This is a genomic window from Paenibacillus aurantius, from assembly GCF_032268605.1.
GTDB classification, from domain to species: Bacteria; Bacillota; Bacilli; order Paenibacillales; family NBRC-103111; genus Paenibacillus_AO; species Paenibacillus_AO aurantius.
In genome coordinates, this window is record NZ_CP130318.1 from 494756 (window position 1) to 507739 (window position 12984).

Here is a 12984-nt window from a genome sequence, read left to right on the forward strand (position 1 = left end):
TTATTGCTTCGCGAAAAAATATGTAATATATTGTAATGGTAAAATAAGTATATTTTATGTGAAAAAAATAATTAGGGGAAGAGGGGAATTAATTTTTGAAGAAGAAAATGGCTATATCTATAGTAATGGCGAGTTTACTTTTAAGCGGAGTTGTAGCAGCTTATGCTTCGGAAAATTTTGTTGCAACAACACCACAACAAGTTGAATTAAAATCAGAAGATCTGCCACTTGATTCAAAGCAGAAACTTCAACTCCAGTACCAGGCTCAATATTTAGATAAAATCAAAGACGAAGTTGGATTTACGTTCGGCAATTTCTCAGCATTTGAAGAATATGGTGAGATTTACATCGATAATACTGATCAAATAAAGTTTGTAGTTCTTTTAGCTAAAGAAGATTTAAAGACCAATAGTTTAGCACAAAATCTAAAAAAGTTTATACCGGCTGACTTATTAGAATTTAAGAAGACCAATATGTCTTTGAATGATCTGAAGAACATTCAAAGAAATATAGAGTCTATTAGAGAAGAGTTGAAAAAAGACGATACTTTGATTTACTCCAGTTATCCTGACATTCAAAAGCAAAAGGTTGTATTGGAAGTAAACGGTATTACTGCTGAAACAAAAAATAAAATATTAAATAGATTTGGATCAGATAACGTAAATATAGGACAAGAAATTCATCCTAGCATTCAAAGAACCGATAATTATGGGACACTTGGTGGTGGGATAGCCCTTAATTCTAGTTCATGTTCTACTGGGGCAATCGGAATTAAGGACACTAGGGAGTTTATTATTACAGCTGGTCATTGCGTAAATGGTGATGGTGGGACGGAGTATCAGAATACATCTGTTGTGGGAACTGACCATCACTCGGCATTGAACTCAGGAACGGACGTTGGATTAATTAATATTACAACTTCACGTTATGTTAGCAATGCTTATTTTTATGGTGCTGAAGCAAAGAGTAATTACGATAAGAAAATAACTAGTACAAGTGTTGGGTTACTTAATGAATTAGTTTGTAAGTCAGGAGTGAAAACTGGTACAACTTGTGGAGTAATTAAAAATACTAGCCAGAATATAACTTATGCATCACCGTATAATGTTACTGTTTATGATACCGTTAGAATCGAAAAAGCATCAGGTGAAATATATGAAAATGGCGGAGACAGCGGTGGAATTGTGTTTGGAGGATACTACAACGACAAGTTATATGGGATTCATATAGCTGGAAATCACAACCCAGAAACTGGAGCACCGGGGAATGTTGGTTATTATCAAAAAATTCAAACAATTATTAATACCTATAATGAAGCTACAAGTCCATTCAGCATTTATTTATCAGATACAGCCAGACTTGCTAATTGATTATAATCAATTGAAAGATCCAATAACCAATTTAAAATATAATGTGCGGAAGTACCGCAGAGGTGTTCTCGTTTTGTGGAACTCTGCGGTTTTTTCGTTTCAATGCGGGAGGAATTCATGTAAGTCTACTTAAGTAAGATAAACCATAACAGAATCATCTATAAAGTACGCTTGCTGAAAGGTTCGCAATCTTAAAGCCGATATTTCAGAAAGGGACTCCAAAATCAAGAATGACAGCAGCCTTGCCATCACAAGTAAACATTACTTAAAGGAGAGCACAACCCACATGACAAACGATACCGTCTATACCATTACCCAGGACCACCAGGAATCCGATGCCAAGTTCATCAGCAGCCAGATCGATCAATTCAATCTGGTCAAGGCACCGTCCGCGCAGGTTCCGTCTACGGAAACCATCAACCTGATGGTCAAAGACCTGGAAGGGCGGATCGTGGGCGGCCTTCTGGGAAGCATGAACCGGTTTGCTTTGTACGTTAGCTTCCTGTGGGTGAGCGAGGAGCTGAGGGGCCAAGGCTACGGCTCGAAATTACTGGAGGAAGTCGAAGGGATCGTGCGGGCCAAAGGCGGTAAAATGATCCATTTGGACACGTGGAGCTTCCAGGCTCCCGAGTTCTACAAAAAGCAGGGCTTTGAGATTTTTGGGGTTCTGGAAGGCTTTCCGGAAGGGTTTAAGAGATATTTCCTTAAAAAGGACCTTGGGTAAGTCAGCACAGTCCAGACCGCTCTCCAAAGCCATGGCAGAGCACGGCAGCCCAAATAAGGCCGCCCTCGTCATCCGGAATGATCACGGGAGCGGCCGTTTTTTTTACGGTTGGAGCAGAGCTTGAAGGGTCAAATCCTTCTTGATCAGCCGGATGATTTCGTCGGGATGGCTAACGTGCGGGTAGTGCCCGGTGGCCTCCATCTGCTTCAGCGTGCTGCCCGGAAGGTGGCGGTGCATGTAGCGGCCTACCTCCACCGGGGCGATCTGGTCCCGGTTGCATTGGAGAATAAGGGAGGGGACGGTCACCTTCGGCAGATCCTCCCGGTTGTCCGCATAGAAGGTCGCCTCCGCAAACCGGCGGGCGATGGCGGGATCCGTAGCACAGAAGCTTTCCTCGAGCTCCTGAGCCAGCTCGGGCCGCTCCGGGTTCCTCATGATGGTGGGAGCAAGAAAATGAGCCCACCCCAGGAAACTCTGGTCCATCAGGTCAAAAAGCTCCTCCAGGTATTTCCGTTTGAAGCCTCCGAAATAGTCCGGCAGGTCATTGAGGTACCGCGGGGAAGGGCCGACCAGAATCAGCCGGCGGAACCGCTCGGGCTCCCGAATGGACGCGAGAAGCCCAATCATGGCGCCGACGGAGTGGCCGACGAAAATGGCTTCCTTCAGGTTCAACGTTTCGACGATGTCGAGCACATCATGAACATATCCCTCCAGGGTGCTGTAGCGGTCGGGGTCGTAAGCCTGCCGGTCCGACTGGCCGGAGCCTACATAATCGAAAAGGATTACGCGGTAGTCCTGCTCGAAGGCGGGGGCGACGAACCGCCACATGTTCTGGTCGCATCCGAAGCCGGGGGCAAACAGAATGGGCGTGGCCCCGTGCCCGGATAGTTTTACGTTATTGCGTCTAAGGATGGATTCGTGCATAGGGTGAAGAAGAGGAATTCACGCCGGCCGGTGCGGTCACGGTGTCTCCTTTTTCCAGCGGATCTTCACTTCCCCTTCTCTCCAACGGTCCCCTGTCAGGACAAGATCGAACCGCCCCGGCGTCGTAAGCAGATACTGCTGCTCTCTGAGCATCTTGGTGGGTACCAGCCGTCCTTTCTCGTCCTCCACCCGAAAGCCCCAGCCCCCTTCCGTTGGCCGGGCTACTGTTAACTCGAGTTTCACCGTTTCCCCTGGCGGGACCTCGACCGAAATTCGTTTCTCCCCGTTAAAATACCCGAATGACGCTTCATAGCCGGACTCCGTGCTCTTCTCCTGCCATTCCCTCGTGTAAGTATAATCCAGGCTGCTGAGCCCCCACAGAAGCAAAGGGGCAGCCCACGCGATTACCTTTGTTTGGAGCCGCCGGCTCCGAAGCCAGGCTTCGGCAGCCCCATACGCCAAGGCGATGATAGCCCCGACGGTTCCGGCGATCCAGAAGCCCGTATCCAGCCAGCCCGGCCCCCATCCGAAAGGACGAAGGAAGTAGAGATAGCCTCCAAGCGCATACAGGCAGCTTTTGAGGAGGGCCGGCTTTTTCGGCAGGAGGAACAGAAGCCCGTCAACCGCCATCGTGTAAAGCGGGGCGTATCCGAGTAAAATCCCCCAGAATATGAGGCTGCGCGTAACTTGGGAGAACTCATACAGATTAAAGTCCGAAGCAAACAGCCCATACACGGTCACCGCCCACCCGATGACACCTGCCGCGGCGTATTTAAGGGCCCCATAGACCAGAGCTCTGCTTCCTAGCTGCCGCCATCCCACGCTTTTCCCCATATCCCGTCCCTCCTGTATTCTTATAAGGGTTACTTTACCGAAGGAAGGGGAAGGCCGGGAGGCCTAACTTTTATAGAACCCAAGGAAGAAGAGGAATTTAATGGAAGGGTGTAGAAGGTTTAGTCTTGCGGGTGCTAAAGAATGGAATAGAGGAGCCGCAGCCTCAATAGGGTGTAGATAGCGGGTAGCAGGGGGAGGGAAGGGACAATGGTCACCTTGGTGGTGTTGGCGGTGCTTGCCTTTGCGGTGCCGCTGCTGGTTAGGAGAATGCTCGAGCTGATCCAAGGCCTGGCGGCTCTTGTTTACTTGATTGGGATCGTTAGCTCGGGCGGCGGTGTTATGGCGAGCGTCTGGTCTCCGTTATGGGTCTTCTGGGTGCTGGGGTCTCTCTGTGCTTTGGGCTTGAGAAGCCGGGAAGCCGCGGACGAGAGCAAGCGGGCTCATGAGTATGAATTTCATAAGATTCGCCCGTAGTGGCGGCCTGAAGGAAGATACGAGTGTCGGGTGAGCACTCAGTAACCGAAATTAAGACGCCTGTTGTCACAAGCGTCTTAAGGTTTGTAGACATCTCCGCGAGAGCCGATTCTAATTACAACTACAATCAACTGGTCGTTAAAAACAGAAAAAACAACACGATAGCTGCCAATTCGAAGACGGAATTGATCAGGTACTCCTTGCATCTTTTTAATGTCAAGCTCAGGGTGGTTAGGGTTTTCTGATAGGATATTGATAGGATCTAGGATACGATTTCTAGTTACTCTATCAAGTTTTTGCAGAGTTTTTATGGCATCTTTATAGAACTTAACTTCGTAATTCATGTTCAATATCCTTTAGGCTGATTAGGTCACCTCTTTTCAGCGCCTCGTGGGCATTTTTGATGGCATCCAAGTCTTCTTGAGTGGTAGGTTCATCATCCACTGGGATATCATCATAAGAACGATTTTGGGCCAATCTTTCCATTAAGTCCGTAACGAGTTCAAGGTCTTTTTCGGATAGGCGGTTTATGAGATCGTTAATCCGTTCTTTGTTAACGGCCAAGATTAACAGCTCCCTTCGGGATCAAGTATAACCATTATAACACCCTCCGAACCTGATCTGAAGCGGGGGAAAGGAAGGAACGGGCTGCATAAAACGAAAATGGGCCGTACAATGTTCCGATAACAAAGCAAAGGAGCGTAACCATGAACCTGATAACCATTAAGCATAACGACGTAGAGATAGCGGTCATCCGCAGCAGCGAAACGCTGATTACGGATGTTCAATCGGCTTTGGATTTGATAGCGACGGTATCGTATGAAACGGGATGCGACCGGATCGTCCTTCCGAAGGCTTCCTTGAGCGAGGAGTTTTTTGATTTGAAAACGCGGCTGGCCGGAGAGATCCTGCAGAAGTTCGTCAACTACCGGGTAAAAGCGGCGGTTGTCGGAGATTTCTCAGGTTACACCAGCAAAAGTTTGCGGGACTTTATTTATGAAAGCAACCATGGCAAGGATCTCTTTTTCGTGGCCGAGGAAGAAGAGGCCATTGCTAAATTAGCGGCGCTATAGTACAACATCTTACCCTACATAGGAGAACCTTTATGCTGGAAATTACGAGAATCCCTTACGAAGAGAAGACCATCTTGAGCAGCCTGATCCAGTTGTACCGCTACGATTCCAGTGAATTCGACGGTCATAGCTTAAACCCGCATGGGGTTTACCTCTATAAATATTTTGATCATCAATGGACGGAATCGCACCGCTATCCTTACTTACTGAAGGTGGATGGGGAAATCGCCGGGTTTGTGCTTGTGATGAAGGGTGTGCCGAGAGAGTTTGTTAAGGTAAGCCAAGCGGAGGAAACGAATGTCATAAGCGAGTTTTTCGTCATGCGGAAGTTCAGGGGCAAGGGATATGGGAAACAGGCGGCCCACACTATTTTTCGGACCCATCCCGGAGCCTGGGAAGTCAGGCAGACCAAGGGGAACCAGCCGGCCAATCGGTTCTGGAACCGGGTGATCGGGGACATTACGGGCGGAGCCTATACGGAGGTTCGGCTGGATAACGAAAGCTGGCGCGGGCCTATCCAGGTTTTTGAGGTGAAGGAGTAGGGAGGAGGAAAAAGGGATGCTCACCAGGCCCAGGAAGGGTCTGCTTCTTGCGGCGATCCTTGCAGCGTTAGGCCTTTGGATGGTCTTTAAAAACGACCGACCTTATACGAGTGTAGGTTCCTTCATAAAGATCATTGACAAGGCCCACTCGACGGACGGCAGGGAAAGCTGGGTGATGGCCTACGATCCCAACAGCCCGACCCCCGTGCCTTTCAAGATTGTCATCGACAATCCGATGGTTTGGAATTTGCTTGAAAAGGACCGTGAATACATAGCCTCTTATCTGAAGAAGGGGGAGGGCGATTACCACATCGAACAAGTAGGGCTTAGGCAGGATAACGACACGTTGAGATAATGGAGGTGAAACAGATGGATTCTATCCGTTACCCCATCGGCCCGTTTGAGCCGATAGAGAATCCGAGTATGGAGCAAATCCAGTCATGGATCGGGGAACTCGAAAGGACGCCGAGGCTGCTGCGAGAGGCAGTTGAAGGCCTTAGGGAAGATCAGTTGGATACCCCGTATCGGCCCGGGGGCTGGACCATCCGGCAGGTGGTTCATCATATGGCGGACAATAACATGAATGCGTATTTCCGTTTCAAACGAGCCCTGACTGAGAATAATCCGCTGGTCCTGTCCTATAGACAAGAGCAATGGGCGGAATTGGAGGGTTCTAAAGCGCCGATAGAGCCTTCCTTAAAGATTGTGGAAGGCATTTATCATCGGTTTATCGTGCTGCTAAGGAGCCTGGAGCCCTCCGACTTTAAACGAACGATGAACAGCGTTATGCTGGGAACTCTATCTCTGGAAACGGCGGTTCAACGGTTTCTTTGGCACGATCGGCACCATGTGGGGCAAATCAAATCCACAAAGATAAAAAAGGATTAGAGCGGAACAACCTCACCAAGCTACTCCTTTGGATTAAAACAATTTCTACCGTGTTCAGCCTACGCTTTTACAAGTACCGTCCTATACCAGGGTTTGTTGTCATCCTTACTCCAGTACATCAAAACCAATCACCTGCTTGGTGAACGGATTAAAATAGACGGTAATCGGCCCTAGAATTCCTTCGTTATCAGTATGAAACATCACCCGGATGGCGTGGTTTCCGTTAAGCCGAAGCAGATGCCGATTGATTGTGGCCCAAGCGGTGGGCTTGGCTAGGAACAGCTGCTTGAATCGCTCCTCCTGGAGGGAAGCTGCGGTTACTTCACCTTCCTGCCAATTCTCAATATGAGGGCTATGCCTAACTTCGTCCCAAGCGTGTTTTAAATAAGGCGGTTTGTTGATTAACAACGTAGAGATGGTGATATAGGCTGCTCCAAGGAATACCAGGCCAGCCGCCATCCAGATTCCTTTCCTTCGCAAGGCCATTCCCCCTCAGAAATGATAATTCAACTTTCAGCTGGCATCTATCGTGAAGGTGAAGTTATATATTTGTTAATGGCGGCATCCTTTAACTTGTTAAAATGAGCGGTATCCTCTCCGATATAGTCTAAAGCTTCCACTTCCTCTTTTGTTAAGGGAGCTAATGAAAGGTTATCCCCTTTTTGGATGAGGTTTATTGTAAATTTTCCTTGATAGACTCCCTTTACTCTGTAGATTCCTTCCGGAGTTGTATCTAAGAAGAGCAATACTTTAGCATCCTTGGCTATTGGTGTATACCCTGCTACTGTGAATAAGGTATCGTCTTTGTAGTAACCATTTTCGTAAACCGAAATATGGGTGAGATTACTATCGCCTTTATAAACCTTCGTTATCTTAAGAGGTGTTATACCTGCCTTATCTATCACGACTCCGTTTTGAGTAAATTCCTTTTCTTTAGGCTCACCGTCCCATTCAGCCAGAACAATTAAATCAGCGGATCCTTCCAAGGCAGCCAGATCATCGAAACTCTTAACTTTGGCATTAGTCTGGGTTACTGTTATCTTATGGGATGGTGCAGACCCTGTAGTGTCACCTTTTGCCATTAAGTTGGTTGCATAAGCCATTCCTAGAGCAGCAACGATTCCCAATGCAAGTAAGGTTTTTTTGTTCATTCTAACTCGCTCCTCTATGTTTTTAGCGTTAGACACAATAAAGTTATTGGCTTACTTACTTTTATCAACGTAAACAGTTAAATAATGTTGCAACGAAACAATATTTTAAGGCAGCCTTAGTGACGGGCCAATTGCCAGTCCGGAAGGAGAGGGACAATGAAATACGACCAAATCATAAGCGGGTTTACGCACAGACCGGCAACGACAGAAGATTACCAGGAAATCGCCCGATTTCCGCAGGATGCCCGGGAGCTGTTCTTCATGTACCCAAAGGGAACCTTTCCGCTAACCGCGGAGCAGCTGGAGGAAGCCGCCTCCACCCGGTTCAAGCCCACGGTGGTAGAGCACAACGGGCAGGTCGTGGGCTACTGCAACTTCATAACGGTCACGGAGGACTCGTGTTCGCTGGGGAATTTTATCATTCACCCGGCCTATCGGGGAAAGGGGGCGGGGAGATCTTTAATCGAAGCGATGCAGGAATGCGCAAGGTCGGAGCTTAAGCTGAAGAAATTCCAGCTAATTTGCCATAACACGAATACGGGAGCCCTAATGTTCTATGCGAAGCTCGGCTTTACGCCGTACGGGTTCAACTTTCAGACGGATCCGGAAGGAACGCCGATTGTCGGCATTAAGCTGGAAGTCCTTTTGTAAGAGGGACCGGGTTAAGGAGGAAGGAAAATCAGAAAAGCCTATGGTCTAATCAAGACCAATCCTTCCTCTTCTGATTATCACGAGTATTTGAATGAAGCTCATGGCATCCTGTGTCCTTTGCCTAACGATAGTTGTTTTCATCATACAAAGGATGCTTATTCGCAAGGGATAAAGGATTTTGGTCTGTTCATGGTGGCCAAGACCACCATATTCGATGAAGGGACTAACTACATTCGAGTAGCAGGCCTGCTGGGGCATTTCTTCGTGATCGAAAAGAAGCTAAAGCGACCGTAAGAAAAGAACCCCCTTGTAGGGGTTGGAATAATAAGGTAAAGTGTAAGGAGTTTGGAATTTACGGTAGTCCTGGCATCAAGAAGAATCCACCTGTGAGCTTTCCGGCTTAAGGTGGATTTTTGTTTCCGGGCTATGCGGGGAATGGGGATGAAATTACGTGAATACGACTGCGACAGCCACGGCAGCGGTCCATTTTCCATTGTTGATTATGCTGGTTTATTTGATTTTTACCGGTGTGGGGATTTACGTGTTGGTCCTGGTGATTCAGTTTCTCCGCCGGGCCATCAAGGCTTTGGAGATTTATATCCGCTTAAACGGAAGTAAGCGGTTATGAGGCACCTGTACCATTTTAGCGAGGAAGGGGAGATTGTCCTCTTTGAACCTCGCACAATTTATGACCAGACGGAGGCCAAGGTTTGGGCGATCGACGCCTTTCACGCTCCGCACTATTATTTCCCGCGGGATTGCCCGAGGATCTGCCTGTGGCCCAAGGACGAGACAACCGAGAAGGATGAGTCCCGGTTCTTCGGAATGTCGGCTGTCCGCCGGATGATCGCGGTCGAGAGCGGATGGTATGACCGAATCCGAAAAGGGCACCTTTATCGGTATGTTTTCGACGGGGAGGGATTCGGGGTAGAGGAACCGAATGCGGGCTACTACACCTCCGTCCGTGCAGTTAAGCCGTTACGGGTGGACCGGATCGAGGATTTGCCGGACGCTCTGCTTAAGGAAGGAATCGAGCTGAGGATCACGCCATCTCTCACGCCCTTGAAAGAGGCCGTCCTCCGGTCTACCCTTAACTTCTCCATGATTCGGATGCGGAATGCCCGGCAGGAGGGGACTCTCTAACCTAACTAACCGAAGGAGCGATACGAATGGAACGACGTCTTATCAAAAACGGAAGCTACGCCTTCCTGCTTGGGCTGCTGATAGGGATTCTTATTTTCCCGGACAAGCATACGGTAAACGCGGGGGCGGACCATCAGGTGATCTATGACCCCCTCCGGGTCTATCTGTTCAAGCTGCTCCGGTTCGCCTCCGTCCTTTCCTTGTTCACAATGGTTTTCGTGTGGGTACAGGGAACCTTCACCATAACGGGCAACCAGACCTCGCTGCTATCCCTGGTTTTGGGGTTTCTCAAGGCTTTCTTCCTCGTGCTGGTGGCAACCGTGCTGGGAATGCTGCTTTTGCGGTTTGTGACCGGATTGATTGATTGAGCGTGCCCTTAACCCTTTATCCTAGGGACCGAAGCCAATGGAGGTGGCCGGGTTTTGAAAAAGTTTATCCTTGGGTTAGGCTGTGGAATGGCATTGACCGCTGCGACGGCTGTGTTGGCCGCAGACACCATTCCAGCCTATTGGTTTCCCGCAACATTCGAAGTGAATGGACAGATCAAAGAAATCGGCAGCGAATATTCCGTGTTGAACTATAACGGTCATGCCTATGTGCCTATACGCTTTGCAGCCGAAAGCCTGGGGCTTGGAATCAGGTACATAGACAATACCAATGTCATTTCCATTAGGAATGAGCCAACTAACGTGGATGAAGTGGCCAAAACGATTTGGTTGGTTAAGTACCGTGTCACCAATGGAATGGACGGAAGCGAGGTAAAGAGGCTTTTGGGCGAGCCAAGCGTTGAACGAACTAACGATGATTCCCAACAAGCGGTTTGGCGATACGACTTATCTCCGGTCGAAGGATATACTTACGAGGATTTAGATAAAATCGACGTCACTGGGCTGGAGCAAGGGAAGATAAAAGCCCAGCTTATCATGCATTGGTCCGACGAAGGCCAAGTGGATAGAACCACCTTGTGGTACAAAACCAGTGAAGATAAATGGATTCACGTGTATTATTTGTACGAAGACGGTTCCACCACAGAAGCTTTATACGAATAAAGCGAAAGAAAGCATCATCCTCAGATGGTGCTTTTTTTATAAAAAATGGCGTGTGTAATTGGTTGAGAGCCAGCATAAAAAGTAGACAGCATCTGCCATAACTTGGATAATGAAAGAGCAGGATGCGTTGAAGGATTCGTTTAAGAGAAGGGGGAAATCGATCTCCCAAGAGAAGGGAAGAGTGCTGGAATGTCCTCCGTACAAGCGGTTCTGTTCGACCTCTACGAAACCTTGATTACCGAATACGCCGGCGGCTCCCGCAAGGTGAGCCGGGAAGGCCGGGATTACGCAAGCCTTCTCGGCCTCTCCAATGAGGAGTTCAAGCGGGAATGGGGCCGGCGCCATGAGCCGAGAATGACGGGAGCCCTGGCGACCTTCCCGCTGGTGGTTCAAGACATCCTAAGCGAGCGGGGACTAAAGGGGGAGGACGAGGTGCTGGCTTCCCTGTATCAGGAAAGACTTCAAGAGAAGGCGGTTCCCTTCGAGGATATTCCGGAGGAAATCGTAGATATGCTGGAAGGACTGAAGGCGAAGGGGCTTCGGCTCGCCCTGATCAGCAACTGCACGGAGGAAGAGGTACGCGCTTGGCCTGCCAGCCGGATCGCTTCCTATTTCGACGTGATCCTCTTCTCCTATGAAGAGGGCTGTGCCAAGCCGGATCGGAGAATCTACGAAAGGGTGTGCTCCCGGCTGCAGGTCCGGGCAGAGGAGTGCCTGTTCGTGGGAGACGGCGGGTCGAACGAGCTGGACGGGGCCGTCCAAAGCGGAATGAAAGCCTACCAGGCGTGCTGGTTCGTGCCGGATTCCATCAGCGGCGGAATCTCGGGATACCCGAAGCTTAACAAGCCTTCCGAGCTGCTGGAACAGGTGGACGCTTTGATGTAACAACCATCCAAGGAGGAGCCCATGCCAGAGCCTATTGTTGTCGTCCCCTATGACGAAAGCTGGAAAGAGGAATTCCAAAGGACCGGAAGCCTGCTCCGACAGGCCCTAGGGGAGCGGGCTCTCCGGATCGACCACATCGGGTCTACGTCGGTCGCCGGGCTTGACGCCAAGCCCATCGTGGACATCCAGATCTCGGTGGCGGCCCTGGAGCCCATGGTCTATAAGCCCCTGCTGGAAGCGGCCGGTTATCTCCATCAGGCGGATAACCCGGACCGGACCAAGCGCTACTTCCGGGAGAGCCCGGGCAGGAAGCGAACCCACCTGCATGTGAGGGAAGCCGGAAGCTGGCCGGAGCAGCTCAGCCTGCTCTTCCGGGACTACCTGCGGGAGCAGGAAAGCGCCCGCGTCCTGTACGCTGCGGAGAAACATGCGTTGGCGAGAAAATACAAACAACCGCAGGAGCGGGAGCTTTACGTGGAGGGCAAGGGGCCGGTCGTATGGCAGATCCTTCAAGAGGCCCATCAATGGAGCCAGCGGACGGGCTGGAGGCCGGGAGGCTCGGATGCCTAATCTATCAGTCGTAACCGGGCACGCCTTAATCATCAGGGGGGAAGTATGAAGCGAATTTATCTTGTCCGTCACAGCCAGGCCGCAGGCCAGGAGCCGGAAGCCCCGTTAACGGAAACGGGCGCTCAGCATGCTTTGGAGCTGGCCGAATTTCTACAGGACCGCCAGGTGGGATATATCGTATCCAGTCCTTTTGTCAGGGCGATGGAGACCATCAAGCCGTTAAGCGATCGGATTCAAGTGGAGGTCCGCACGGACGGCCGGCTGCAGGAGCGCGTCCTCAGCGCCGTGCCGCTCGCGGATTGGATGGAGAAGCTTGAGGCCACCTACCAAGACGATCTTCTGAAATACGAAGGGGGAGAATCGGCGAAGGAGGCGGCCGAACGGGGGCTGCAGGTAATCGGGGAGCTGCGGCAGAGGCCGGAGAGTTCCCTGGTGGCGGTGACCCATGGAGCACTGCTTTCCTTGATCCTCCGGCATTACGACGGCCGCTTCGGCTTCGAGAACTGGAGGCGTCTGACTAATCCGGATGTGTATGAGCTTACGCTTGAGGGGACCGAGGGTACCGTCAAAAGAATTTGGGAGAGCGGCTGATCCGGGGATGACGGTCAGCTGCTTTTTTATGTTCTCCGGCCGTGTCCCGCTCGGCTTCAGAATTCGTCCTTTCCTCCCCATCGTTTTGTAGTAGAATGTTATAGAGGAAAATCCA

General features: G+C 50.0%; 21 protein-coding genes. 15 read left to right on the forward strand and 6 right to left on the reverse strand.

Annotated elements, in window-relative coordinates; translation table 11 throughout:
- The first annotated feature begins 95 nt into the window (after positions 1-95).
- Together MJA45_RS02445 and MJA45_RS02450 are read left to right on the forward strand one after the other, a co-directional pair.
- Entirely contained in the window at positions 96-1370 is a 1275-nt protein-coding gene (locus tag MJA45_RS02445; protein WP_315605714.1) for a S1 family peptidase, read from the forward strand.
- 286 nt (positions 1371-1656) lie between these two features.
- Positions 1657-2094, forward strand: a complete 438-nt coding sequence (locus MJA45_RS02450) for a GNAT family N-acetyltransferase (RefSeq protein ID WP_315605715.1) — start codon at positions 1657-1659, stop codon at positions 2092-2094.
- Between the two features lie 102 nt (positions 2095-2196).
- Here the strand turns inward: MJA45_RS02450 and MJA45_RS02455 are convergent, their stop codons facing one another.
- Together MJA45_RS02455 and MJA45_RS02460 are read right to left on the reverse strand one after the other, a co-directional pair.
- A complete protein-coding gene (locus MJA45_RS02455) occupies positions 2197-3018 on the reverse strand; it encodes an alpha/beta fold hydrolase (protein ID WP_315605716.1) in 822 nt (273 codons plus the stop codon).
- Between the two features lie 36 nt (positions 3019-3054).
- Positions 3055-3852 carry a hypothetical protein gene (locus MJA45_RS02460; protein WP_315605717.1) on the reverse strand — a complete coding sequence of 266 codons (798 nt, stop codon included), beginning with the start codon at positions 3850-3852 and terminating at the stop codon, positions 3055-3057.
- A 207-nt stretch (positions 3853-4059) separates the two neighbouring features.
- On the opposite strand from MJA45_RS02460, the gene MJA45_RS02465 reads away from it, so the two are divergent.
- The gene (locus tag MJA45_RS02465; RefSeq protein ID WP_315605718.1) at positions 4060-4326 is read left to right on the forward strand and encodes a hypothetical protein; all 267 of its coding nucleotides are present in this window, start codon (positions 4060-4062) and stop codon (positions 4324-4326) included.
- Positions 4327-4403: 77 nt separating this feature from the next.
- Here MJA45_RS02465 and MJA45_RS02470 read toward each other — a convergent pair whose 3' ends face one another.
- A complete protein-coding gene (locus MJA45_RS02470; RefSeq protein WP_315605719.1) occupies positions 4404-4670 on the reverse strand; it encodes a type II toxin-antitoxin system RelE family toxin in 267 nt (88 codons plus the stop codon).
- Positions 4654-4890 (reverse strand): hypothetical protein, encoded by a 237-nt coding sequence (locus tag MJA45_RS02475; protein WP_315605720.1) that lies wholly within the window; start codon positions 4888-4890, stop codon positions 4654-4656. The genes MJA45_RS02470 and MJA45_RS02475 overlap by 17 nt, the downstream gene beginning before the upstream one ends.
- 143 nt (positions 4891-5033) lie before the next feature.
- On the opposite strand from MJA45_RS02475, the gene MJA45_RS02480 reads away from it, so the two are divergent.
- The 4 genes from MJA45_RS02480 to MJA45_RS02495 are packed head-to-tail and all read left to right on the forward strand — an operon-like array spanning position 5034 to position 6829.
- Positions 5034-5399 carry a DUF4180 domain-containing protein gene (locus MJA45_RS02480; protein ID WP_315605721.1) on the forward strand — a complete coding sequence of 122 codons (366 nt, stop codon included), beginning with the start codon at positions 5034-5036 and terminating at the stop codon, positions 5397-5399.
- 32 nt (positions 5400-5431) lie between these two features.
- The gene (locus MJA45_RS02485) at positions 5432-5941 is read left to right on the forward strand and encodes a GNAT family N-acetyltransferase (RefSeq protein ID WP_315605722.1); all 510 of its coding nucleotides are present in this window, start codon (positions 5432-5434) and stop codon (positions 5939-5941) included.
- Between the two features lie 16 nt (positions 5942-5957).
- Positions 5958-6296, forward strand: a complete 339-nt coding sequence (locus MJA45_RS02490) for a hypothetical protein (RefSeq protein WP_315605723.1) — start codon at positions 5958-5960, stop codon at positions 6294-6296.
- Between the two features lie 14 nt (positions 6297-6310).
- Positions 6311-6829 (forward strand): YfiT family bacillithiol transferase, encoded by a 519-nt coding sequence (locus MJA45_RS02495; protein ID WP_315605724.1) that lies wholly within the window; start codon positions 6311-6313, stop codon positions 6827-6829.
- Positions 6830-6934: 105 nt separating this feature from the next.
- Here MJA45_RS02495 and MJA45_RS02500 read toward each other — a convergent pair whose 3' ends face one another.
- Together MJA45_RS02500 and MJA45_RS02505 are read right to left on the reverse strand one after the other, a co-directional pair.
- Positions 6935-7288, reverse strand: a complete 354-nt coding sequence (locus MJA45_RS02500; protein WP_315605725.1) for a hypothetical protein — start codon at positions 7286-7288, stop codon at positions 6935-6937.
- 65 nt (positions 7289-7353) lie between these two features.
- Entirely contained in the window at positions 7354-7980 is a 627-nt protein-coding gene (locus tag MJA45_RS02505) for a hypothetical protein (protein WP_315605726.1), read from the reverse strand.
- A gap of 156 nt (positions 7981-8136) precedes the next feature.
- Here MJA45_RS02505 and MJA45_RS02510 point away from each other — a divergent pair, with 156 nt between their 5' ends.
- The 8 genes from MJA45_RS02510 (at position 8137) to MJA45_RS02545 (ending at position 12869) form a co-directional block, all read left to right on the forward strand.
- Positions 8137-8631 (forward strand): GNAT family N-acetyltransferase, encoded by a 495-nt coding sequence (locus MJA45_RS02510; RefSeq protein ID WP_315605727.1) that lies wholly within the window; start codon positions 8137-8139, stop codon positions 8629-8631.
- A 441-nt stretch (positions 8632-9072) separates the two neighbouring features.
- Positions 9073-9249, forward strand: coding sequence for a hypothetical protein (locus tag MJA45_RS02515; RefSeq protein ID WP_315605728.1), 177 nt, complete (start codon positions 9073-9075; stop codon positions 9247-9249).
- A gap of 6 nt (positions 9250-9255) precedes the next feature.
- Positions 9256-9774, forward strand: a complete 519-nt coding sequence (locus MJA45_RS02520) for a DUF6886 family protein (protein WP_315605729.1) — start codon at positions 9256-9258, stop codon at positions 9772-9774.
- Between the two features lie 26 nt (positions 9775-9800).
- Entirely contained in the window at positions 9801-10142 is a 342-nt protein-coding gene (locus MJA45_RS02525) for a hypothetical protein (RefSeq protein WP_315605730.1), read from the forward strand.
- 54 nt (positions 10143-10196) lie between these two features.
- Positions 10197-10823, forward strand: a complete 627-nt coding sequence (locus MJA45_RS02530) for a stalk domain-containing protein (protein WP_315605731.1) — start codon at positions 10197-10199, stop codon at positions 10821-10823.
- Positions 10824-11012: 189 nt separating this feature from the next.
- Positions 11013-11708: an HAD family hydrolase gene (locus MJA45_RS02535; protein ID WP_315605732.1), complete on the forward strand. Its 696-nt coding sequence runs from the start codon at positions 11013-11015 to the stop codon at positions 11706-11708.
- 21 nt (positions 11709-11729) lie between these two features.
- Complete coding sequence (locus MJA45_RS02540) at positions 11730-12278, forward strand: GrpB family protein (RefSeq protein WP_315605733.1); 549 nt, start codon at positions 11730-11732, stop codon at positions 12276-12278.
- 45 nt (positions 12279-12323) lie between these two features.
- Positions 12324-12869: a histidine phosphatase family protein gene (locus MJA45_RS02545; RefSeq protein ID WP_315605734.1), complete on the forward strand. Its 546-nt coding sequence runs from the start codon at positions 12324-12326 to the stop codon at positions 12867-12869.
- Positions 12870-12984: the final 115 nt, after the last annotated feature.